The sequence below is a fragment of the Elusimicrobiota bacterium genome (genome assembly GCA_016180815.1).
Classification (GTDB): Bacteria; Elusimicrobiota; Elusimicrobia; order JACQPE01; family JACQPE01; genus JACPAN01.
This window is the reverse complement of record JACPAN010000009.1, coordinates 64,770-84,850: the sequence shown is the minus strand read 5'-3', so window position 1 is coordinate 84,850 and position 20,081 is coordinate 64,770. Positions and strand designations below refer to the sequence as shown.

At 56.9% G+C, this 20,081-nt stretch carries 19 protein-coding genes, 2 tRNA genes and 1 other RNA gene; 6 read left to right on the top strand and 16 right to left on the bottom strand.

What is annotated here, in order from left to right:
* Positions 1–5 precede the first annotated feature (5 nt).
* The 4 genes from ftsW to HYT79_04885 are packed head-to-tail and all read right to left on the bottom strand — an operon-like array spanning position 6 to position 5,071.
* On the bottom strand, positions 6–1,118 hold the full coding sequence (gene ftsW / locus HYT79_04900) for a putative lipid II flippase FtsW (GenBank protein ID MBI2069920.1): 1,113 nt from the start codon (positions 1,116–1,118) through the stop codon (positions 6–8).
* Positions 1,115–2,500 (bottom strand): UDP-N-acetylmuramoyl-L-alanine--D-glutamate ligase, encoded by a 1,386-nt coding sequence (gene murD / locus HYT79_04895; protein ID MBI2069919.1) that lies wholly within the window; start codon positions 2,498–2,500, stop codon positions 1,115–1,117. The genes ftsW and murD overlap by 4 nt, the downstream gene beginning before the upstream one ends.
* A 10-nt stretch (positions 2,501–2,510) precedes the next feature.
* Positions 2,511–3,608 carry a phospho-N-acetylmuramoyl-pentapeptide-transferase gene (locus HYT79_04890; GenBank protein MBI2069918.1) on the bottom strand — a complete coding sequence of 366 codons (1,098 nt, stop codon included), beginning with the start codon at positions 3,606–3,608 and terminating at the stop codon, positions 2,511–2,513.
* 8 nt (positions 3,609–3,616) lie between these two features.
* Positions 3,617–5,071, bottom strand: a complete 1,455-nt coding sequence (locus HYT79_04885; protein ID MBI2069917.1) for a UDP-N-acetylmuramoyl-tripeptide--D-alanyl-D-alanine ligase — start codon at positions 5,069–5,071, stop codon at positions 3,617–3,619.
* Between the two features lie 19 nt (positions 5,072–5,090).
* Between HYT79_04885 and deoC the strand changes: the two genes are divergently transcribed.
* Complete coding sequence (deoC, locus tag HYT79_04880; GenBank protein MBI2069916.1) at positions 5,091–6,044, top strand: deoxyribose-phosphate aldolase; 954 nt, start codon at positions 5,091–5,093, stop codon at positions 6,042–6,044.
* Positions 6,045–6,047: 3 nt separating this feature from the next.
* Positions 6,048–8,429, top strand: a complete 2,382-nt coding sequence (locus HYT79_04875) for an aldehyde dehydrogenase family protein (GenBank protein MBI2069915.1) — start codon at positions 6,048–6,050, stop codon at positions 8,427–8,429.
* 4 nt (positions 8,430–8,433) lie between these two features.
* On the opposite strand, the gene HYT79_04870 is transcribed toward HYT79_04875, so the two are convergent.
* The 5 genes from HYT79_04870 to rsmH all read right to left on the bottom strand — a co-directional run bounded on the left by HYT79_04870 (position 8,434) and on the right by rsmH (position 13,806).
* Entirely contained in the window at positions 8,434–9,318 is an 885-nt protein-coding gene (locus HYT79_04870; protein ID MBI2069914.1) for a hypothetical protein, read from the bottom strand.
* Positions 9,319–9,381: 63 nt separating this feature from the next.
* Complete coding sequence (locus tag HYT79_04865; protein ID MBI2069913.1) at positions 9,382–10,923, bottom strand: UDP-N-acetylmuramoyl-L-alanyl-D-glutamate--2,6-diaminopimelate ligase; 1,542 nt, start codon at positions 10,921–10,923, stop codon at positions 9,382–9,384.
* Entirely contained in the window at positions 10,920–12,641 is a 1,722-nt protein-coding gene (locus tag HYT79_04860) for a penicillin-binding protein 2 (GenBank protein ID MBI2069912.1), read from the bottom strand. The genes HYT79_04865 and HYT79_04860 overlap by 4 nt, the downstream gene beginning before the upstream one ends.
* Positions 12,638–12,889, bottom strand: coding sequence for a hypothetical protein (locus tag HYT79_04855; GenBank protein MBI2069911.1), 252 nt, complete (start codon positions 12,887–12,889; stop codon positions 12,638–12,640). Before HYT79_04855 ends, HYT79_04860 begins: the two co-directional genes overlap by 4 nt.
* Before the next feature lie 23 nt (positions 12,890–12,912).
* A complete protein-coding gene (gene rsmH / locus HYT79_04850; GenBank protein MBI2069910.1) occupies positions 12,913–13,806 on the bottom strand; it encodes a 16S rRNA (cytosine(1402)-N(4))-methyltransferase RsmH in 894 nt (297 codons plus the stop codon).
* A 51-nt stretch (positions 13,807–13,857) separates the two neighbouring features.
* Here rsmH and rnpB point away from each other — a divergent pair.
* Positions 13,858–14,243, top strand: an RNA gene (gene rnpB, locus HYT79_04845) — RNase P RNA component class A.
* Here the strand turns inward: rnpB and HYT79_04840 are convergent.
* From HYT79_04840 to HYT79_04830, 3 genes are read right to left on the bottom strand one after another with little or no spacing between them, the layout of a single operon-like run.
* Complete coding sequence (locus tag HYT79_04840) at positions 14,238–14,672, bottom strand: ribonuclease HI family protein (GenBank protein MBI2069909.1); 435 nt, start codon at positions 14,670–14,672, stop codon at positions 14,238–14,240. The two genes, rnpB and HYT79_04840, sit on opposite strands and share 6 nt — an antisense overlap.
* A 10-nt stretch (positions 14,673–14,682) precedes the next feature.
* Positions 14,683–15,465 carry a hypothetical protein gene (locus tag HYT79_04835; GenBank protein ID MBI2069908.1) on the bottom strand — a complete coding sequence of 261 codons (783 nt, stop codon included), beginning with the start codon at positions 15,463–15,465 and terminating at the stop codon, positions 14,683–14,685.
* Between the two features lie 13 nt (positions 15,466–15,478).
* Positions 15,479–16,219, bottom strand: coding sequence for a nucleotidyltransferase family protein (locus HYT79_04830; GenBank protein ID MBI2069907.1), 741 nt, complete (start codon positions 16,217–16,219; stop codon positions 15,479–15,481).
* Positions 16,220–16,251: 32 nt separating this feature from the next.
* Between HYT79_04830 and HYT79_04825 the strand changes: the two genes are divergently transcribed.
* A complete protein-coding gene (locus tag HYT79_04825; GenBank protein ID MBI2069906.1) occupies positions 16,252–17,139 on the top strand; it encodes an alpha/beta hydrolase in 888 nt (295 codons plus the stop codon).
* Between the two features lie 37 nt (positions 17,140–17,176).
* On the opposite strand, the gene HYT79_04820 is transcribed toward HYT79_04825, so the two are convergent.
* Entirely contained in the window at positions 17,177–17,338 is a 162-nt protein-coding gene (locus tag HYT79_04820) for a DUF1427 family protein (GenBank protein MBI2069905.1), read from the bottom strand.
* 43 nt (positions 17,339–17,381) lie between these two features.
* On the opposite strand from HYT79_04820, the gene HYT79_04815 reads away from it, so the two are divergent.
* Positions 17,382–17,455, top strand: a tRNA-Ile gene (locus HYT79_04815).
* 86 nt (positions 17,456–17,541) lie between these two features.
* Positions 17,542–18,405, top strand: coding sequence for a hypothetical protein (locus tag HYT79_04810; GenBank protein MBI2069904.1), 864 nt, complete (start codon positions 17,542–17,544; stop codon positions 18,403–18,405).
* Between the two features lie 13 nt (positions 18,406–18,418).
* Here HYT79_04810 and HYT79_04805 read toward each other — a convergent pair whose 3' ends face one another.
* The 3 genes from HYT79_04805 to HYT79_04795 form a co-directional block, all read right to left on the bottom strand.
* Positions 18,419–19,462, bottom strand: coding sequence for a type III polyketide synthase (locus tag HYT79_04805; protein ID MBI2069903.1), 1,044 nt, complete (start codon positions 19,460–19,462; stop codon positions 18,419–18,421).
* A gap of 16 nt (positions 19,463–19,478) precedes the next feature.
* Positions 19,479–19,955 (bottom strand): cyclic nucleotide-binding domain-containing protein, encoded by a 477-nt coding sequence (locus HYT79_04800; GenBank protein MBI2069902.1) that lies wholly within the window; start codon positions 19,953–19,955, stop codon positions 19,479–19,481.
* Positions 19,949–20,021, bottom strand: a tRNA-Val gene (locus HYT79_04795). The genes HYT79_04800 and HYT79_04795 overlap by 7 nt, the downstream gene beginning before the upstream one ends.
* Between the last annotated feature and the right edge of the window lie 60 nt (positions 20,022–20,081).

Genomic DNA, 20,081 nt, shown 5'->3' with positions numbered 1-20,081 from the left:
GACGATCAAGCGTTGCGCGAACGCGAAATTCTCAGGAGGATGCCCGCCATCAGGCAGCTCATCAACAACGACGAGCCGCCGTAGGAAATGAAAGGAAGCGTGATGCCTTTCGTCGGCGCCAAGGCCGTGGTCACGGCCATGTGAATGCCGGCCTGAAAAACGAGCATCAACGTCAACCCCGCGGCCAGGGACCGGTCGAAGGCGCGTTCCGCGTTGATCGCGGCCTTGATGCCCCGGATGGCGATCAAGCTGAAAAGAATCACAACAGCCATGCTTCCGGCAAAGCCCAATTCTTCTCCGATCACGGGAAAAACGAAATCCGTATGCGGCTGGGGCAAGTAATGAAGTTTCAGATCGGAGTCGCCTAGGCCCTTACCGAACAAACCGCCGGAGCCTAAAGCCAGAAGCGCCTGGCTCGCCTGATAAGCCGCGCCGTGCTGCACGGCGATGTCATCGGCCTTCCAAAGAGAAAAAAAACTCAAAAACCGCTTGATCCGATAGGGGCTTTTGACGATCAGAGCGGCCATTGCGGGCAAGGCCATCAACGGATAAACGGCCAAATGCTTCCAAGAAATTCCGGCGATCAACAGCATGGAAAAAAATCCCAGCATCATCACGAAGGGATTGCCGAAATCGGGCTGAAGCGCGATGGGGACGATCAAAAGCCCGAACATCAAGGTCGGGTAAACGAGCGCCCAGCGCCATCGAGTCAGGCGCGAATGGTATCGGTCCAAATAACGCGCCAAGGCCACGACCAAAACCAATTTGGCCAATTCCGAAACCTGAAAGCCGATCGGCCCCAAATAAAGCCAGCGCCGCGCTCCGCTCAACGACTTGCCCATCATAAAAGTCGCGGCCAAGCCCGCCAGGGTCGCCAAATAAAGAATCAGCCAGGATTTGCGCCAGATTTCCGTCTTCATGCGGGAGGACAAATAGAGCAGGCCAAGCCCGACGAATAAAAAACTCATGTGCCGGCGAATATACACATAGGGGTCGCCGAAGCGATTGTTCGCCAAAATCGCGCTGGATGAAAAAACCATCACGCAGCCGAGCATGATCAGGATGCCGATCGCAAAGGCGAGGACCGGGTCGCCGGGGGGCAGGCGCCGCCTTTTCACCGGCCTGAACGCGGCCCAAGCAGGCGCGCGACAATCTCCCGAAACCGTTCGCCGCGATGCTCGAAATTCTTGAATTGATCGAAAGAAGCGCAGGCCGGCGACAATAAAACAATATCGCCCGTTCCGATCTGGGTCACGGCGTCGCGAACGGCGGCGGGCAAATCAGGATAGGCTTCGCCGGGCAGGGCCTTCAACTCCTCCACAATCTTTCCCCTGGCCTCACCGTAGGCGTAAATTTTTTTAATCGCCGGAGCAAAATCAGCGATGGGGGCGTAGGGGGAACCCTTGTCCTGGCCTCCGAGCAACAGATGAATTTTTCCGCGCCGCGCCGCGGCCAACGGGCCGATGGCGCGCAAGGCCACGACCGTTGAATCGATATTGGTCGCCTTGGAATCGTTGATGAATAAAATGCCGCCGATCTCCGTGACTTTTTCCAACCGATGAGGCGGCGGCGCATACATCGTCAGCGCTTGTTCGACGGCCGCCGGGCGGACGCCGCCGATCAAAGCGGACAAAATCGCCGCCATCTGATTTTCCAAATTGTGAACGCCGATTAAATTGGGGCAAGGGGCCGCCGAGCAGCGAATATTGACCTTCGAATGCCCGACGGCGAACTGAAGTTTCCCTCCGGACAACCAAGCGCCTTCCTCCAACGCTTGTTTTGAGCTAAACGACAGCCGGATGCCCGCGGGGCCGGGCGCAAGATTTCTGACGGCCGCATCATCGGCATTAACGATTTCCCAGCCGCCGGGTTTCACAAAACGAAAAATCTTCTCTTTGGCCGCCAGGTAAGCGGCCCAGTCGCCATGATGCTCCAAATGATCCGGGGTGATATTCATCACGAGGCCGGCGTCAAGCGCCAATTCCCGGGAGTCCTCCAATTGGTAGCTGGAAAGCTCAAGAACTAATACCGTGTCGGGATGAATCGAGCCCAGCGAACCGATCAACGGCGCGCCGATATTGCCGGCGACCAACGTCTGAAAGCCTCCCGCCTCAAAGAGGCGCCCCGATAAATGGGTCGTGGTGGTTTTGCCGTTGGTGCCCGTGACCCCGACGATAAAACGAGGCTGGGCCGGAAAACGCCGGAAGGCGAATTCGATTTCGCTCATCACGATGGCGCCCGCCTCGCGCGCGCGCTTTAATATCGGATGCTGGGATTTTAGTCCCGGACTTTTGATGATCTGGCGGGCCTGGGCGACTCTCTCGGTATGCCCCCCGAATTCGAAAGCGACGCCGGGAAACTGCCGCTTGAGCTGCTCCTCCAACGCGGGATCGGCTTTGGCATCGCTGGCCAGAATGCGCGCCGCCGGTTCCCGGCGGACCAAATACTCGAGCGCCGCGCAGCCGGTTTTGCCCAAACCTAAAACAGCGTAATCAAACATGGTGGCTGCCCTAACGAACTTTTAAACTCGATAGCGCCAATAACGCCAAAATAATGCCCGCCACCCAAAAACGCACAACGACTTTCGGCTCCGCCACGCCGGTGAGCTCGAAATGATGATGGAAAGGGGACATCCTGAAAATCCGCTTGCCCCTGCTTAATTTGAAATAGGTGATTTGCATGATCACCGAGGCCGCCTCGGCGATAAAAACGCCGCCGATCAACGGCAGAAGCAACTCCTGTTTGGCGACGATCGAAACGTAAACGAGAAGGGCTCCCAAGGGCAAAGAGCCGGTATCCCCCATGAACACTTGGGCCGGGTAGCAATTGAACCAAAGAAAACCCAAACCGGCGCCGACTAAAGCCGACAACACGATGGTTAATTCCCCGGCTTCGGCCACGGAAATGATCCTCAAGTACTGGGAAAAACGGACATGCCCGGCCACATACACGAAAACCAGCATGGCGGTCGCGGCAATGATCAAATTGCCGATGGCCAAGCCGTCCATGCCGTCGGTTAAATTCACGCTGTTGGCGAACCCCACGAACAACAGCATGACCAATACGAAATAAAAAACATGGAGGTTGAGGTACGTCTCTTTAATGAACGGAACATTGACATGAAGCGCGAATTCGTGATTGGGCGGGTACAAGGCCAGGTAAAACGCAAAAAACGCGGCGAACCCGACCTGAAGGATGAATTTGATCCGGGAGCTGATGCCCTCGGCTTTGCCTTCCACGCGCGGCCCTCGAATTTTGACCCAGTCATCCCAGAATCCAAGCGCTCCAAAAATGACCAACAGCGCCAAAGCGATCAGCACAAAGCGGTTGTCGGGCCGGGCCCACAAAAAAATCGTCGCCAACATAACGCCGATGATGAGGAAGCCTCCGCCCACGGCCACGCCGGTTTTGCCCTGATGCGACTCGGGTCCCCAAACCTTGGGCTTGTTGACCAAACCGGCCTTGATCAAACGGCGGATCACCATCGGGCCCAAGAGCAAAGACAGCGCGAACGCGGTCACCGCAGCCGCGCCCGCGCGAAACGTGATATAAGCGAAAACGTTGAAGCCGAAATAAACGTCGCGCAATTGGGCTAAATGATAAAGCATTGGGTGTCCTAAAATTCTTTCTTGAGGTCTTCTATCAATTTCTCAAGGGCTTCGCCGCGCGAGGCCTTGAAAAACAAAGCGCACGGGGGCTTCTGCGTAAACAGCGGCCGGCGCAAAACATCAAGCGCTTCGTCGCGGGGCACGAACATCACCTGAGGCCCGTCCTTTTTGTGGCACTTTTTCAAGGCCTCAGCCAACGGCAAAGTTAACGGCGTGCCGATGATGAGAAAATACGTCCGATCGTCAAGCAACCCCTCCGCCTGAGCGGCCTCGGCGATCGCGGCGCCGACTTGCCCGTGGAGTTCGCCGGAGCGTTGGCCCAACTCCCTCATTTCGCCTAAAACCAAAATTTTAGTCCAGCCTTGATAAGCCCTCATGAAGGCCAGCGCGCTGTCCGTCATGGAGGCCGGATTGGCGTTGTAGGCGTCGTTGATCAGCACATAGCGGTCGGCGAAAAGCTTGCCGCCCAGAGTCAAGCGCTCGCCGCGCATCGGAGCGGGCTCAAAACCTTCCAACGCCTTTAAAATTTTTCTGACCGGAACCCCTAAGGCGATCCCGCAAGCGAAAGCCGCCAACGCGTTCCTCACTTGACCCCCGCCTAACACCTTCAACAGCACCGACCCCTGCTTCTTGCCCTCGTAAAAAATATCGACCAAGGTTCCATCCGGCGACTGCTCTTCGACCTGGCCGAACACGTCCGCGGTCGGGCCCAACCCGAAGGTCAAATATTTATTCTGAGGGCGGCGCTTGGGAAGCTCGGTCAGCCAAGGATCCTCCGCCCAGTAGACGACCGTTCCCTTTGGCATTAAGCCGCGCAAAATCTCGAATTTGGTCTCAAAAATAACCTGTTCGCTGCCGAATGTCTCCAGGTGCGCGGTGCCGATATTGGTCAAAATTACAACATTAGGATGGGCGATCAGCGAAAGATAGGCGATGTCCCCTTTTTTGCGGGCCGCCATTTCCCAGACCGCGAACGCATGATGGGAACCCAGTTCAAGAACGGAAAGCGGACAGCCCACCTCGTTGTTGTAATTGCCCGGCGACAACGTCACGCTCCCGGCTTCGGATAAAACCCGGGCCACCATCTCTTTGGTGCTTGTCTTGCCGTTGGAGCCGGTGATGGCGATCACGCCGGCTTTCGGGAACAACAGGCGATGCTCTTCAGCCAAACGGCCCAGTGCCTTCAACCCATTGGACACGCGGATGAGAGGATAAGGGTCCGGCAAACCGGGAAAAACATCCCGGCTGACCACTGCGGCCATGGCCCCTCGCTTTGCTGCCTCGGCCACGAAATCATTGCCGTCCTTGCTGGCGCCTTCGATCACCCAAAACAGCTCGCCTTTTTTGATTCGACGGGAATCGATGCTTAAGGACTTGACCGGACGCCGGGCATCGGCGTCGATTAAACGGCCGTTGCAGGCTTCGGCGATTTTACCCAGCGTCCAATGCTTAGAAAGGTCCACGATGGTATAATTTCACCAAATGGCCGTCTCGGAAAAAAGCGTCGTTTCCCTTTTAGACCGCAACCCCATCCACAGCTTCGACCCCTCGATCCTCGGTTCGCTTCATATCGACGCCACGGGCGTGGCCGCGCGCGTGGAAAAAACCGCCAAGGCCCGCACCCCGAAAAAAGATCATCAAGCCGCCTGGATCAAGGCCGCGATCAGCATGATGGATTTGACCACGCTGGAAGGTGCGGACACGCCGGGCCGCGTGGAGCGCCTTTGCGCCAAGGCCGTGCGGCCGGTTCCCGATGATCCCGAAGTCCGCGTGGCCGCGGTTTGCGTGTACGGCAATTTAACGGCCACGGCTAAAAAACTTCTGGAAGGAACCGGCGTCAAAACGGCCGTGGTGTCCACCGCGTTCCCCCACGGGCAAACGCCGCTGGCCGTCAAAATCGAGGAAACCAAACAATTGGCGGCCCAAGGCGCGGATGAGATCGACATGGTCGTCAACAGAAACGCTTTTCTTAGCGGGGACTATTACCGGGTTTACGAGGAGATCGCCGAGGTCAGAGAGGCCTGCGGCGACGTGCATTTAAAAGTTATCCTGGAAACCGGCGAATTAGGGAGCCTCCAAAACGTTTGGATCGCCTCGGAAATCGCGATGCAGGCGGGCGCGGATTTCATCAAAACGTCGACCGGAAAAATCCAGCCCGCGGCCACGCCGGATGTGGGCTTGGTCATGTTCCACGCCATCGATCATTTTTATCGGCGCAAACATTACAAGGTTGGGATGAAGCCTGCCGGAGGCATACGCACCTCCAAGCAGGCGCTGCAATGGCTCGCCCTGGTTAAGGAAACACTGGGCGACGGATGGCTGGATCCCGCGCTCTTTCGCATCGGCGCCTCCAGCCTCTTAGATGACGCGGTGCGGCAACTGCATCACCTGGAAACCGGGCAATACGAAAGTTACGACTATATCCCTAAAGGATAATTCATGAAATTATTCTCGGAACTCAAAAAGAAACTCTTCGACTACGGACCCAATCCGGAAACCGTCAAGGTCGAATTCAAACCGCAATATGAATTATTCATCGGGGGCGAATGGGCCGCCCCGCGATCCGGCAAATACTACGACACCATCAACCCGGCCACGGCCAAACCCCTGGCTAAAATCGCCTGGGCCGGACAAGAGGATGTGGACCGGGCCGTTGAAGCGGCTCAGGAAGGGCTGATCCAATGGCAAGCCCTATCCCCCGCCCAACGCAGCCGCCATTTGTTCGCACTGGCCAGGGTCGTTCAAGAGCGAGGACGGGAACTGTCCATTGCCGAAACGCTCAATAACGGAAAACCCATCCGTGAAACCCGCGACATCGATATCCCTTTGGTCGCGCGGCACTTCTTTTATCACGCGGGATGGGCGGATAAAATCGATGAGGCGTTCCCCGGAGTCAAAACCGAGCCGTTGGGAGTCATCGGGCAAATCATTCCCTGGAATTTTCCCTTGCTGATGCTGGCGTGGAAAGTGGCTCCGGCGTTAGCCTGCGGCAACACCGTCGTCTTAAAACCCTCGGAAACCACGCCCTTGACCGCTTTGCTCTTCGCTGAAATTTGCCAGGACATCGGGCTGCCGGCCGGCGTCGTCAATGTCGCCACCGGATTCGGCGACACCGGGGGCTTTATCGTGGGCCATCCCGGAATCAAAAAAATTGCGTTCACGGGCTCCACGGAAGTGGGCAAAATCATCCGCAAAGCCGCGGCCGGAACCTCAAAAAAACTTTCCCTTGAATTGGGCGGCAAATCCCCGACCATTGTTTTCGAGGATGCTCCCCTCTATCAGGCCGTGGAAGGAATTATGGACTCGATTTTCTTCAATCAAGGCCAAGTTTGCTGCGCGGGCAGCCGCTTGTTCATCGAAGAAAACATCGCGGAAAAATTCATTACTCTGCTTAAAGAACGGATGGGCAAACTGCGGGTCGGCGATCCCATGGACAAAAATACGGACATGGGGGCCGTCAATTCACTCGACCAGCTCAATAAAATCCGCCGCTATGTGGATGTGGGCCGCCAAGAGGGCGCCGAGTGCTGGCAGCCGGCCTCAAGCTGTCCCAGCGAAGGCTTTTTCTTCCCGCCCACGATTTTCACCAAGGTCAAACCCAGCCACACCATCGCCTGCGAAGAAATTTTCGGGCCGGTATTGGCCGTCATGACGTTTCGAACAGTCGGGGAAGCCATTGAATTGGCCAATAACACGCCCTTCGGTTTGGCCGCCTCGGTTTGGACTAAAGACGTGGCCAAAATGATCGCCGTGGCCCGCAGCCTTAAAGCCGGAACGGTTTGGGGTAATGGAACCAATAAATTCGACGCGGCCGCGGAATTCGGCGGGTACAAAGAATCCGGATTCGGACGCGAAGGCGGGGTTCAAGGGCTTTGGGAATATGTCAAGACGACGGACATCGCCCGCGCCGCAGCGGAAAAACTCCAGGAGAATCACAACCTGCCTGCCTCAACCAATCAGCCCCCATTATCGATTGTCTGGAAAACCCCAAAAATGCTCATCGGCGGCAAACAGGTCCGAACCGAATCCGGCCGCTATTACAAAGTTTACGATCCATCGGGTAAAAAACTATTGGCCAACGTCAATCAAGGCTCAAGGAAAGACATTCGCGACGCGGTTGAAGCGGCGGCCGGCGCATTAGGATCATGGAATAAAACAACGGCTTACAACCGAGGACAAATTCTCTATCGCATGGCGGAGATGCTCTCTTCGCGTTTCGATGAATTCGCCCAAAAAATCAGCCTTCAAACCGACTGTTCGGCGGACGAAGCCCGGGCTGAAGTTCAAATTTCGCTTGATCGCCTCCTCTATTACGCGGGCTGGGCGGATAAATACACGGGCAGCGTCAATCCGGTGACGCAAACGGATTTCAACATCACTTATCCCGAAGCCGTGGGCATTGCAGCCTTAATCGCGCCGCAGGATTTTCCTTTAGCCGGTTTGATCTCCAAGCTGGCTCCGGCCTTTGCCTCAGGCAACGCCTCGGTAATCGTGCCCTCGCAAACATACCCGCTTTCAGCCACGGATTTCATCGAGATTCTCGACAGCTCGGACGTTCCCTCCGGCGTGGTTAATATCGTCACTGGTTTCCACAATGAGCTTGTTCCTATCTTGGCCGAACACCGCAACGTCGGGCTCATTGATTTCACGGGATTGCCGGATATGGGCAAAAAAGTCGAGGAATTATCCGCCGCCAATTTAAAACGCGTTCACGCGGACACCGATCCCGGCTTCGATTGGTTGGGACCAACGGCCCAAGGCCGGGCCTGGATTCGCCGCTACCTGGAATTTAAAACCGTCTGGATCACGTCCGGCTATTAGCCGATCATTCAAACGGCGAAGCTGCGGACTCGCATCCCTGCGGGAACTCATGAGCCTCGGCAAACAACTCGAGGGAACAATACAGATTGTCCCTGGGATCCCGATGCTCGATAATCTGTTTTAATCCGAACAAGCAGCGAACCTTGGCCGCGCGCCGGGCGTCTTGAGATTCAAGGGTCGTCAAGTGTGAAGGATTCATGCCGAACGTGCGCAGAAGCATGGCATTGCCCCCGGGAAACCTCTCTTCTCCTGAAAAACCGGCCAGGGCATACGCCTCGCGATTGATTTCGTAAAAACTCGCCCACTGCCCGCCGCCGATCCAGTCCGCGTCGTTGCAAGTGTCCATGATAATATCCCCGAGCGTGCTTTTCTGAGCCGCGCTCAATTCCGCAAGGCCGTTAAGCCAGCGCCGGCGCTCGCTCTCGCCGCAGGGAAGACCCGCGTGCAAAGAAGCCTTGACCACGGCGTCGGCGCCGATAATCATGGCCGCGGCTTCTTCGGTATAACTGGCTTCCAAATTTAATCGTCGGGCATAGGCATGCCAAAGCTCATGTTGGAGCGTGCGCAACAACAAGGCCCGCCGGATGCCCGCATCGCCGACGCGGCCGATCAAAGGAAGAATGGCGACCCGGTTTTCTTCAGGGACATGCTCGCCCACGGCCACGATTTTTTTCCTGCCCCTGTTCGATGGCGGATTTTGATAGCGCACATCCACGCCCCCGCTCTCTTGAGCCAAGGCTCCGGCCATGGCCACAAGGAAAACGCTTTGACGCGACAACTCATCAATATCATCGGCCAGTTCGGTCCCCTGAACGGTTAACCCCTCCAAGGCAAAGGCGGAACCATGGAACGCAAGGCCCGCAATCAACAAATAAAAACAAACGCGCACACTTTAGTGTGGCGCAACCGGCGGGAAAGCACCAGAACAGTGAACGAAAAAAATTGGGGAGCTTTAGAGACTTTTTAAGATGTCGCGGCAGACTTCGCGGTCATCGAAATGAACGGTCCGGTCCTTGAAAATCTGATACGTTTCATGGCCCTTGCCCGCCACAATCACGCAATCGCCCGGCTTCGCCTCGCGGATGGCCCAGCGGATGGCTTCGGCGCGGTCGACAAGTCGCCGGTAATTCGCGCGGCCCTGGGTTTTGGCCCCCTCTTCAATGGCATCGATAATTTTTTCCGGGTCTTCGGTTCTAGGGTTATCGGATGTTAAAACCGCGAAATCCGCCAATCGCGTAGCGATTTCACCCATCAAGGGACGCTTGCCCGCGTCCCGGTCTCCGCCGCAGCCAAAAACAACGATCAACCTTTTTAAACTCCGGATGGCGCGCAGCGTAGTTAAAACATTTTCCAATGCATCGGGCTTATGGGCGTAATCCACCAATAAAAGGAACTCCTTGGCCTCGGTGATTCGCTCCAACCGGCCGGGGACAACGGACAACGATTGCAGGCCATCCACGATTTGCCGGATGGAAAAGCCCAGCGCCCAGGCCGCCGACGCCGAGGCTAAGGCATTGGCGACGTTATGAGCCCCGACCAATTTCAAGGCCACGGGCTTGACGATCCGGCCCAGGCGCAGATGAAAACGCGTGGCGTCAAGAGTCAACTCGATGCGTTCGGCCCCGACATCGGCATCCACCGCGCGGCCGAAGGAATATTTTTTCAAGCCGCGTGTCGAGCCGAGCCGTTTGATCAATTTCCGGCCCCATTCGTCATCGGCATTAATCGCGGCGAAGCGTCCGGTTTGATCCGAACGCCGCAATAAATCCGTAAAAAGCCGGGCTTTCGCCTGAAAATACCGTCCCATGGTTTTGTGGTAATCCAAATGATCGCGGCTTAAATTGCCGAATACGGCGCCCTTGAAACGGATCGCGTCAAGCCGGCCCATGTCCAGGGCCTGGGAGGTGGCTTCCATAAAACAAAAACGGCACCCGGCATCGGCCATTTGAGCCATCAAGCCGATGGCCTCATCGGGCTGAGGCGTGGTCAAGGACGCCGGCGCCGGGCGTCCGTCGACCCGATAATTGACCGTGCCCAAAACCCCGACTTTCTGTCCGGCCGCCTGGGCGATGGCTTCGAGAAAATAACACGTGGTTGTCTTGCCGCTGGTGGCGGTCACCGCCACGACGTTCAAACGCGACGATGGGTCCCGGTAAACCCAATTGGCCAGTTCGCCCAGCCATAAACGCAATTTGACGGCGGTGAACAACGAAACGCCGTTTTTTTTAGCCGACGCCTTCAACGCCCCGGTCATTGCTCGAGGCCAGGGAGGCTCCATCAAAATGACACGGCATCCGGCGCCAACGACATCATGGGCGAAACGCAGTCCATGCGTCTTCTGACCGGATAAAGCGCAAAAAACAACGCCCGGAGCCGCCCGCCGCGAATCAGAGGCGACGCCCGTCACGGCCGCGCTTTCGGCGACGCCCGTCACGGCCTTCAAACGCCCGCGGAAACGCCGCATTAAATCGCCCAGCGTGCGATCGCCTTTCATTGGGGAGCCCGCGCTGAAGAATCGGTTGCTGGTTGTATGCCTAAAATCGCGACGGCTTCCTCGGCCGTTGATTTAAAAAGCGGAGCGGCCAAATCGCTGCCCCAAGCGACTTTGGGTTTTCTCGGATCATCAAGAATAGCGCAAATGGCCAGTTTGGGGTCCGGCATCGGCATCACGCCGCAAAAAGACACCACCACATGATGTTGAGTATGCTTCCTGGTTTGAGGATTGATTTTTTGAGCGGTCCCTGTTTTCCCGGCCACGGCATACCCGGCCATGGCGGCCTTGATCCCGGTTCCATAGAGCACAACCTCTTCCATGAAACCCAAAGTGCGGCGCGCGATTTTCGGGTCCAACGCATCACGGATGCGCCGCGGCGACATCGTAAATAAAGCGCGCTCCAAACGATGCGGCGTCACCATGGAAACAATTTGAGGCTCCAGCAATGTTCCTTGCAAACCCAAAGCCGCGTAAGCTTGGGTCAATTGAAGGGCGGTCACCCCGATCTCGTAACCGAATGAAACCATGGGCACGCTGAAAGGTCCCCAATCCTCCGCCGGACGCACGATGCCGACCGCTTCCCCGGTAACGGGCAAAGCGGTCTTGGAACCGAAGCCGAACGCCCGGTAAACATGGTATAAACCCGGCGCTCCGACTTTAAGGCCGATTTTAGCAAAGCCGACATTGGACGAATGCGCCAGCACCTCGCCCACATGAAGCATATTTTTCGGCTCATGATCCTGCACCGTCAGGCCGGGAACTGGGCGAAAACGGCCTCCCTCGCAATCGATGGTCTCCGACCCCTCGATCGCGCCGTTGGCCAACGCCGCGGCCAGCACGAACGGCTTCACCACGCTGCCGGGCTCAAACGTCAAACTCGCGGCTAAATTAGGATCCAGCCCCATGGCGCCCGAGGAATCGCCGCGGCGCGAACTGGCCATGGCCAAAATAGCGCCCGTGGGTATATCCTCCACGATCACCATGCCCGCGACCGCGTCGTGGCGAAGAACCGTTTCTTCGAGTCTCTGCTCAACGCCGGCTTGAAGCCTGGCGTCCAAGGTCAAATAAACATCGAACGGGCCGGAGGCGTCTTGACCGCCGCGGAAGAAACCGGAAGATAAACCGCCGGAGCTCTCGGCAAAAATCTTGCCCAAGGCGTCTCTTAAGACAACTTTCACTTCTTCGCGTCCCTGAAGCAAAGGATCCAGCTTGGCTTCAAGACCGCCCGTGCCGTCGCCGTCGATGCCCACGGCGCCCAAGAGACCCCGGCCCATTTCACCGTACGGATAAAAACGCTTGGATTCCATCGTCACGCCCACGCCCTTGATCCCGAGAGCGGCCGCGGCCCGGCCTTCCTCAGGGGAAGCCAGGCGCTTGACCCAGACGAATTTGGCGCCGGGATTGAGCTTGGCCGCGATTTCTCTTGCCGGCACATCCGTCAATACGGCGCTCAATTTTTTAGCCGCCCCCTGACGCGAAACATCCAATTCCTTGAGCGAAATGGAAATAGAGGGGCGCTCCACGGTCACGGCCAGAACGCGGCCGTGGGCGTCCAGGATTCTTCCGCGCAAAGGGCGCACGCGTTGTTTTTGCGCGACCTCGGACCGGCTCTTTTCCGCCAACGACCTGTGCAGGATCAGCTGCAATTGGGCCAGGCGCACGGCCACGGCCGCGTACACGCCGAAGAGCAGCGCCAACACGATCCAGAGACGGCTCATCGTAAATATTTAATTTTTTCCGGAGCGTACTCGCCCGGAAGCCGGTAACCCTGGTCTCTGGCTTTTTTGGCGGCGCTCGGCCGCGCCTTAAGCTTGGTCAGACGGATTTCCGTTTCAGCCAAATCCAAATCCGCCTTTCTGAACGCTTCTTTCAACTCCGTCAAACGGTACCCGCTTCGAATCACCTGAGTCCGCACCCACACCACTAAAAAGAAAACCGCCATGGTCATGATGGCCGCGACCAACATCTTTTTTCGGGAAGCTCCGCCGGTCATCGGGTCATTTCCAATGCCCGCAGCTTGGCCGAGCGTGATTTGGGATTGTTCCGGACTTCATCAGGCCCGGCAACGACCGGGGAACGCGTCAGCAGGCGCGCCGACTCCTCGGCGGCCAAACGGCGAAACGCGCGCTTCACCAAACGGTCTTCCAGGGAATGAAAAGAAATACCGACCAAGCGCCCGCCCGCGGCAAGACGGCGGGGCGCAGTTTCGAGCATCCGCTCAAGATTCTCCATCTCCCGGTTGACCGCGATCCTCAACGCCTGAAACACGCGAGCCCATAAGCCTCGATTGGCGGTCACGGTTTGCAGACATTCGATGAGCCGGCCCGTGGTTTTAATTGGCCCTGACGACAGACAACGGGCTATTTTCCTGGCCAGGGGCCTGGGTAGTTCACCGTAATCGGTCAACAGGCGCTCGAGTTGGGGCGCCGATAATCCGGCAAGCAATTCGGCGGCGGACGGCGTCTGCGGCGTCCGATCCAAACGCATGTCGAGAGGCTCGTCCTTTTGATAGCTCAAACCAAGGCCGCTGTTTAAAATCTGAACGGTGGAAAGCCCCAGATCAAAGAGCATCCCGCTGACTTTTTCTTGATTGATCCCAGCCAGCACATGGTCCACCTGGGCGAAATTGGCCGCTTTGAGCGTAACCCGGTCGCCCCATTTTTGCAATCGCTCCCGCGCCAACTCCAGGCTTTGCGGATCGCGATCCAAGCCCAAACAACGCGCCTGCGGAAAACGCTCCAGCAGCGCCTGGGTATGCCCGCCCATGCCCAAGGTTAAATCCACGTAAAACCCGCGCTCATCGCCGACTAAAAAACGGATCGCTTCCTCAAGCAGAACAGGCGTATGGACGGTCGGTTCGTTGACGTCGGGTTGATGTGGCATGATTGGGCCTACGTGGTATTATATTGTTAAGCTCGCAGCGGGTTGAAAGCGAATCGGGTCCGGAGAGCCGCTGTCCGTCTCGAAAGGGACGGCCCAGAGGAAATTCCGAACTCCGCAGAGCAGGGTGCCGTCTAACAGGCGGGGTGCCGGTGAACAATCGCCGGCGCATGGATCAGTTCCACAGAGAACAGGTCGCCGAATGCCCCGGGAGAACCCCGGGGGATGGCGAAAAGTGAAACCGTGAGGTAAGGGCTCACGACCTTGGGCAGCAATGCCCGAGGCTGGAAAACCCCACCCGGAGCAAGGCAAACGGCGCGATACGATCGGTTCTGGCTCGGAATGTTCGTATAACGCGCCCCCGAGCCGCATAGAGACATGGCTCTCGCCCCCTGATGTTAAGGGGGAACAGAATTCGGGGTACAGGACCTTGATTACGGCGCTTCCGCTGCGGGCTTTTCGCTTTGGCGAGGCCTGCCCTCGACGGCCTTTTTGGACAAGGCATCCGCCCGTTTGTTATTTTCCCTCGGGATATGAGTGAGCGTCATGCGGGTGAATTTCGGCTCAAGGCGCTTCGCCTCGCGCCAGAAACCCTGCAGGCGAGGATCGCGCACTTTAAATGTCCCCCGCACCTGCTCGGCCAATAATTTTGAATCCGTAAAAATCACGGCTTCGCCGGCGCCCAGAGCCAAAGCCTCTTTCAGCGCCCGCAAATAAGCGCCCCACTCCGCCACATTGTTGGTCGCCTCACCGATATATTCCGAAATTTCGGCGATGGTCCGGCCCTCATCGCCGATAATCCAAACGCCGATGCCGGCCGGGCCCGGATTAAAGCGGCAAGCTCCGTCGATATAGATGGTTAATTTCACTCGATGCGGGTTAAGTCTTTTCCGGAATGTAGAGAATTCTCTGGCAGCGTTCGCAGGAAAGAAAATCCTTGCCTTTAAGCAAATCGTTGATGACCTGTTGGGTGGCGTGCATTTGACAGCCGCCGCAAGAGGAACCCTCAAGAATGGGCACGAGCGCCACTCCTTCTCTTCTGGCCCTCAGGCGCTCGTAGCGGGTATAGACCGAAGGCGGCAAATCACCGACCAAGGCATCGCGCTCGCCTTGGCGGTTCTTTGCTTCCTGCTCAAGGCCCGAACGGCGGATTTCGATTTCTTTGATCTCGGACTCCCGCTGCCGTTTCGTGGTCTCAAAGGCGCGGCGGTTTTCCGTCTCGGCTTTTTTATCCACGTCCATTGTTTCCAAAATTTCAAGGATTTTTGTCTCGGCGTCATCCTTTTTCTTTTTAAGCGCGCCCATCTCGGCTAAAAGCGCCTGATAAGCTTCGTTGGTTTTGACCTGTTGAAGGCTACCCGCGCGTTTGGCGATTTCAGCGTCGAATTTGCCGATTTCCAGTTCGCAGTTCTTGTGGTCCAAGGTCAGTTGCTTCTGCGCTTCCTTGGATTTCTGCAAATCAGCTTCTTCTTGTTTAAGGGCCTCTTGAGCCGCAAGAATCGTCGCGTTGATTTCCTCGATTTGGGCGCGAAGCCCGATCAATTCGCTGTCTTTGACCTGCAGCGCGATCAGACGTTTCAAAATCTCTCGATAGGAAAGTTCCGGTTGAACCGGAGCCTGGGCCGAAGTTTCCGAAGAGGGCGCGGAAGGTTCTTCCGTCATAAATTTTAGTATATCATTCCCCTATCGCCCCTCCGAAACGCCGCAATTGCCCGGCGCGCCGGTAGTCTTCGGGAGTGCCGATATCGATAAAAAAAGCCTTGGGGAAACAACGGCCGTAAAGGCCCCGTCCGGTCAGCTTCGGGAACAACTCCCGTTCCAATGAAAAATCGGCGCCGCAAGGAATAGCGCCCAAGACCTTTTTATCGAAAACGTAAAGGCCGCCGTTGATCGTAGCCGGACCCCCGGAGCCGGGGTCTTTCTCCAAAAAAGCCGAGATATGCCCATCAGGCTCCAGCGCCACCCGTCCGTAGCGGCCGCCGTCAGGCACGCCGGCTAAACCCAAGGTCACGGACGCGGCCTGTTGCGCGTGGAATGCCCAAAGCTCCCTCAAAGGAGCGTCAAAATAAACGTCGCCGTTTAAGACGAAAAAATGCCCGCCTTTAATCAATTCCTCGGCTTCCTTAATGGAGCCTCCGGTGCCCAGTTGGCGCCCATCGGGATCGGAATAAACGATGTCAACGCCCCACTTTTTTCCGTCCCCGAAATAACGCCGGACCTCTTCGGCGTGATAAGCGACGGCCAAAATAAAACGGCGGCAGCCTTGCTTGTTCAAACGCAGCAACAGGTATTCGAGGAACGGCCGCCCGTTTAACGGCAGCATGGGCTTCGGGGTATTCTTGGTCAATTCGCCCAAACGCGTGCCCAACCCGCCGATCAGCAGCACCGCTTCTTGAGGCATGGCCTTGGGGATCATGCGCTTATTTTAAGAAAACATAAAATGAAACGATGACTTCTCACCCGGGCGACGCGCCGGTTAGCAACCTCAAATACGGTTATGTCCGCACCAATAATATCCGCCTGCATTACGCGGAATGCGGACGCGGCGAGCTTGTGCTTTTGATTCATGGATTCCCAAGCTGCTGGTACACCTGGCGCCGGCAATTGCCCGTGCTCGGTGAACGCTTCCGGGCCGTGGCCATCGATCTTCGCGGCGTCAACGACTCGGACAGCATGCCCTTGATCAAAAACTATCGCCTCGAAGAATTGGCCAAAGACGTGGCCGGAGCCATCCGCACTTTGGGCCAGGGTCAAGCCTCTTTGGTCGGGCACGATTGGGGCGGCATCGTGGCTCAGCGCGTGGCGGCCGAACACCCCAAGTTCGTGCGCAAGCTGGTGTTGATCAACAGCCCGCATATTCGGGCCTGGCGCCGCGAACTCATCATGAGCCCGACTCAAATTTTCAAGACCTGGCCGTTTTTCTTTTTCCAAATACCCCGCCTGCCTGAATTACTGCTGTCGAAAGACGCCTGCAAACCGCTCCTCGACTATGCGTTCAAGGATCCGGCGCTGCCTCCCGGGACGTTCACGCATAAAGACATCGATTACCTGCGCCAAGCCCTCACCAAACCCGGCAGCGTCAGCGCGGGGCTTAACTGGTACCGCTCGGTCTGGCGCCATCAGTTTTGGCAAATCAAGCGCGCGCCCCTGATCCGCTCGGACACCATGCTGTTATGGGGCCAGAAGGACCGCTTTTACCAGCGGGCCATCGCCGAGCGCATGGACCGCTATTTCGGGGGCTTGCTGAGGGTTCACTTCTTATCGGACGGCGGGCATTGGCTGCATGAAGAAAAATCGGAGCCCGTCAACAAAGCGATCCTTGACTTTTTAAGTTAGTGGACGCAGCGATAATTCCTTTGACAGTCTGCGTCCACTAACGCTTGAAAAAACGCTCGACTAAAAGAAACCCGGCGAAGAGTCCGGCCACTCCTAAAACTCCGGCCAAGGTGTTGGGCGCAGGCACGGGAAGATTAATGGCACGGAACAAACCCCCGACCGCCAATCCGGTTAAAAAACTCAACATCAGGTCGCGCAAAACGGACATTGCTTAGCAACTTTAGCAATAATAGCGTCCATACGGGCCCGTAGCTCAGTCGGTTAGAGCGCCCCGCTCATAACGGGTTGGTCGCTGGTTCAAGTCCAGCCGGGCCCAGAATTTCTTCTTTACGAAAAGTACGAAATTCTTAACCAGCCATTGCAAAGGTCTTCGGCCCCAGCTAGACTTGCAGGGAGGGAAAAATGTTTTGCCTTTCTTGCGGACAAAAAAATCCGGATCACGCCGCTTATTGCATGACCTGCGGCCGATCGGCCAAAGGCGCTTCTAAAGCGGCTGCGTCCGGCGCTGGGGCGCCCTGGATGAACACATTGGGCGTAACCGGGTTGTTCGCCGTCGGCATCTTAGGCGTGTACTTTCACCCCATGCTGGAAGTGGCGGCCGTCGCCTACATCGCGGTCGCGGCCAGCACAGTTTGGGTGTTCATGGACTCGCCGAAATGGAATATGCCCCGATGGCCGTGGACCTTGGGCACCTTGGCTTTATGGTTTCTGGTTTTTCCCGTTTATCTGCTCAAGACCAGAAAATGGCAGGGATTCTTGCTCGGAGTGGTGATGTCGCTTCTGGTGGTTGGGACCAATGCCTTGCCCAATTTTTACTCGGCCGGCAAACATTTCCGCCGGGGCGTGATTTTTGCGGGGCAGCAGCGCCTGAGCAAGGCGGAGGAGGAATTCGGGCTGGCCATCAAAAAAGACAATACCCTGGGAGAAGCGAGGCTTAATCTTGGGATTCTCTACATGAGCCAGGGGCTCTTGGACGCGGCGGAACGGGAATTTGTCCAGGCCAAGGATTTAATCAGCCGCAACAAACCCAAACATTTGCCCAATATGACCCAAAACCAAGCCCTTTCTTTATGCCTTTCGCATTTAGCCGCGGTTTACGCCATGCGCACCAGCGAGGCGATTCAGGTCTTGGACCGCATCGAAGCCAAGCAATACTACGCCAAAGCAAAAGAGTACGCGGATGATGCGGTCAAGCTCGACGGCGACAATGTGCGCTCCGCCGAGCTCATCAGGCGCTTGAAGCAGCTGGAATCGTTCTTGGAATAAGGGCCCTAACGGCTTACAAAAACTTCAGCAGTAAAAACTCCGCCGAAAATCCCGGACCTAACGCGAAGAGAAGACCCAATTCCCCGGGCCGGACGGCCGTTTGCTCAAGGACATCGCGCAAAACAAACAGCACGCTGGCCGAGGATAAATTGCCGCATTCCTCAAGATGCCGGCGGCTGGCGCGAAGATGTTCTTCGCTCAAATGAAGAGAATCCCGCACCGCGTCAATGACCTTGGGCCCGCCGGGATGGACGATGAAATGTTTGATTTCATCAAAGCGGACTCCGGCGCCCGTTAAGAACGAACTCAAGGCCGGCGCCAAATGCCGCCGCACCACGTCGGGAAGATCGCGAGCTAAAACCAGGCCCAAGCCCAGCTCGGAAAAATGCCAGCCCATGACCCCGATGGAATCCGGAAACGTCATGGACCCGGAGCGAATAATCTCAAGGCGCGCTCCGGGCCCTTGGCGGCCTGATAAAAGAACAGCGGCCGCGCCGTCGGCGAAAAGCCCGGCCGCCACCACGTTTTTAGCGCTTTGGTCCGCAGGATTAAACGTATGACCGCACAGTTCCACGCACACGAGCGCCACGCGCTCTTGGGGACGCGCGTCGGCCAAGCGGGCCGCCAGTGAAAGCCCGGCCGCCCCGCCCAAACAACCCAAGCCGAACAAGGGCGTGCGCCCGATGGTCGGACGAAGGCCCATTCGATGAATCAGCAGCGCGTCGAGCGTCGGGGTCGCCAAGGCCGTTGAATTGACGGTCACCAGATGGTCCAAATCATCAAGGCTGAACCCGGCTTGAGCGGCCAAGGCCGACAGAGCCCCGTTGGACAATTCGCAGGCTTTTACGACGGCGTCATCGTTTTTTTCTTGGAAACTTTTGGGTTTTAAATGCCATTGAATCGGCTGCGCCAAACGCCGCGAACGAATTCCGGCGTTCTGAAAAATACGACGCGCGCCCGCGCCCGAACCGAAACAAGCGCCTACCGCTTCAGCCAATTCTTCCTGGGGGTAGCGGTGCTCCGGAGAGCAGACGGCAACAGCTCGAATAAAAGCCATTCTACGGAATCGGGTCCTACCGTTGGCGCTCGATCCAAGCCCGGCCGTCGGCCAAATGGCGCATGCGACGGGCCATATCCGGGCTTTTATCCAGCAACATGCGAAAATCTTCGGCCAGCAAAACAAACAGCTTGCTGTCTTCAAGCGTTTTGAGCGTGGCATTGCGCGGCGCCGCGTGGAGAAGGGCCATCTCCCCGAAAATTTCCCCGGGGCCGAGCCGGGCTACTTCGCGGGACAGGATAAAAAATTTATTTTTTCTGACGGCCACCCGCCCCTGATAAATAACGAACATGGAGTCGCCGGGCCGACCTTCGCAAAAAACCGCCGTGGACGCCGGGTAATGAAAAAGATCCACGCAAGCCATCACATTATCGAGCTCTTTGACGGTCAGGCCGCCGAAAAACTTGAAGCCCGAAAGGGCCCTATTCAACCAGGATTGTTCGTCGCGGCCGATCGCTATTTTTTCCAGTTTCATGGGTATTCGCGTGGGCACGGAAGGATTTGAACCTTCGACCTTCCGCGTGTGAGGCGGACACTCTAACCGCTGAGCTACGTGCCCATTGAACGGAAAATCCGTCAATCAAGATTCTAGCCAATCTGGAATAATAAGGGGAGGATA

Bases quoted from the DNA above. Each gene is read 5' to 3' on its own strand.
- murD (MBI2069919.1), bottom strand. From the start codon at position 2,500: ATGTTTGATTACGCTGTTTTAGGTTTGGGCAAAACCGGCTGCGCGGCG.
- HYT79_04890 (MBI2069918.1), bottom strand. From the start codon at position 3,608: ATGCTTTATCATTTAGCCCAATTGCGCGACGTTTATTTCGGCTTCAAC.
- deoC (MBI2069916.1), top strand. From the start codon at position 5,091: ATGGCCGTCTCGGAAAAAAGCGTCGTTTCCCTTTTAGACCGCAACCCC.
- HYT79_04875 (MBI2069915.1), top strand. From the start codon at position 6,048: ATGAAATTATTCTCGGAACTCAAAAAGAAACTCTTCGACTACGGACCC.
- HYT79_04865 (MBI2069913.1), bottom strand. From the start codon at position 10,923: ATGAAAGGCGATCGCACGCTGGGCGATTTAATGCGGCGTTTCCGCGGG.
- HYT79_04860 (MBI2069912.1), bottom strand. From the start codon at position 12,641: ATGAGCCGTCTCTGGATCGTGTTGGCGCTGCTCTTCGGCGTGTACGCG.
- HYT79_04855 (MBI2069911.1), bottom strand. From the start codon at position 12,889: ATGTTGGTCGCGGCCATCATGACCATGGCGGTTTTCTTTTTAGTGGTG.
- rsmH (MBI2069910.1), bottom strand. From the start codon at position 13,806: ATGCCACATCAACCCGACGTCAACGAACCGACCGTCCATACGCCTGTT.
- HYT79_04835 (MBI2069908.1), bottom strand. From the start codon at position 15,465: ATGACGGAAGAACCTTCCGCGCCCTCTTCGGAAACTTCGGCCCAGGCT.
- HYT79_04830 (MBI2069907.1), bottom strand. From the start codon at position 16,219: ATGATCCCCAAGGCCATGCCTCAAGAAGCGGTGCTGCTGATCGGCGGG.
- HYT79_04825 (MBI2069906.1), top strand. From the start codon at position 16,252: ATGACTTCTCACCCGGGCGACGCGCCGGTTAGCAACCTCAAATACGGT.
- HYT79_04810 (MBI2069904.1), top strand. From the start codon at position 17,542: ATGTTTTGCCTTTCTTGCGGACAAAAAAATCCGGATCACGCCGCTTAT.
- HYT79_04805 (MBI2069903.1), bottom strand. From the start codon at position 19,462: ATGGCTTTTATTCGAGCTGTTGCCGTCTGCTCTCCGGAGCACCGCTAC.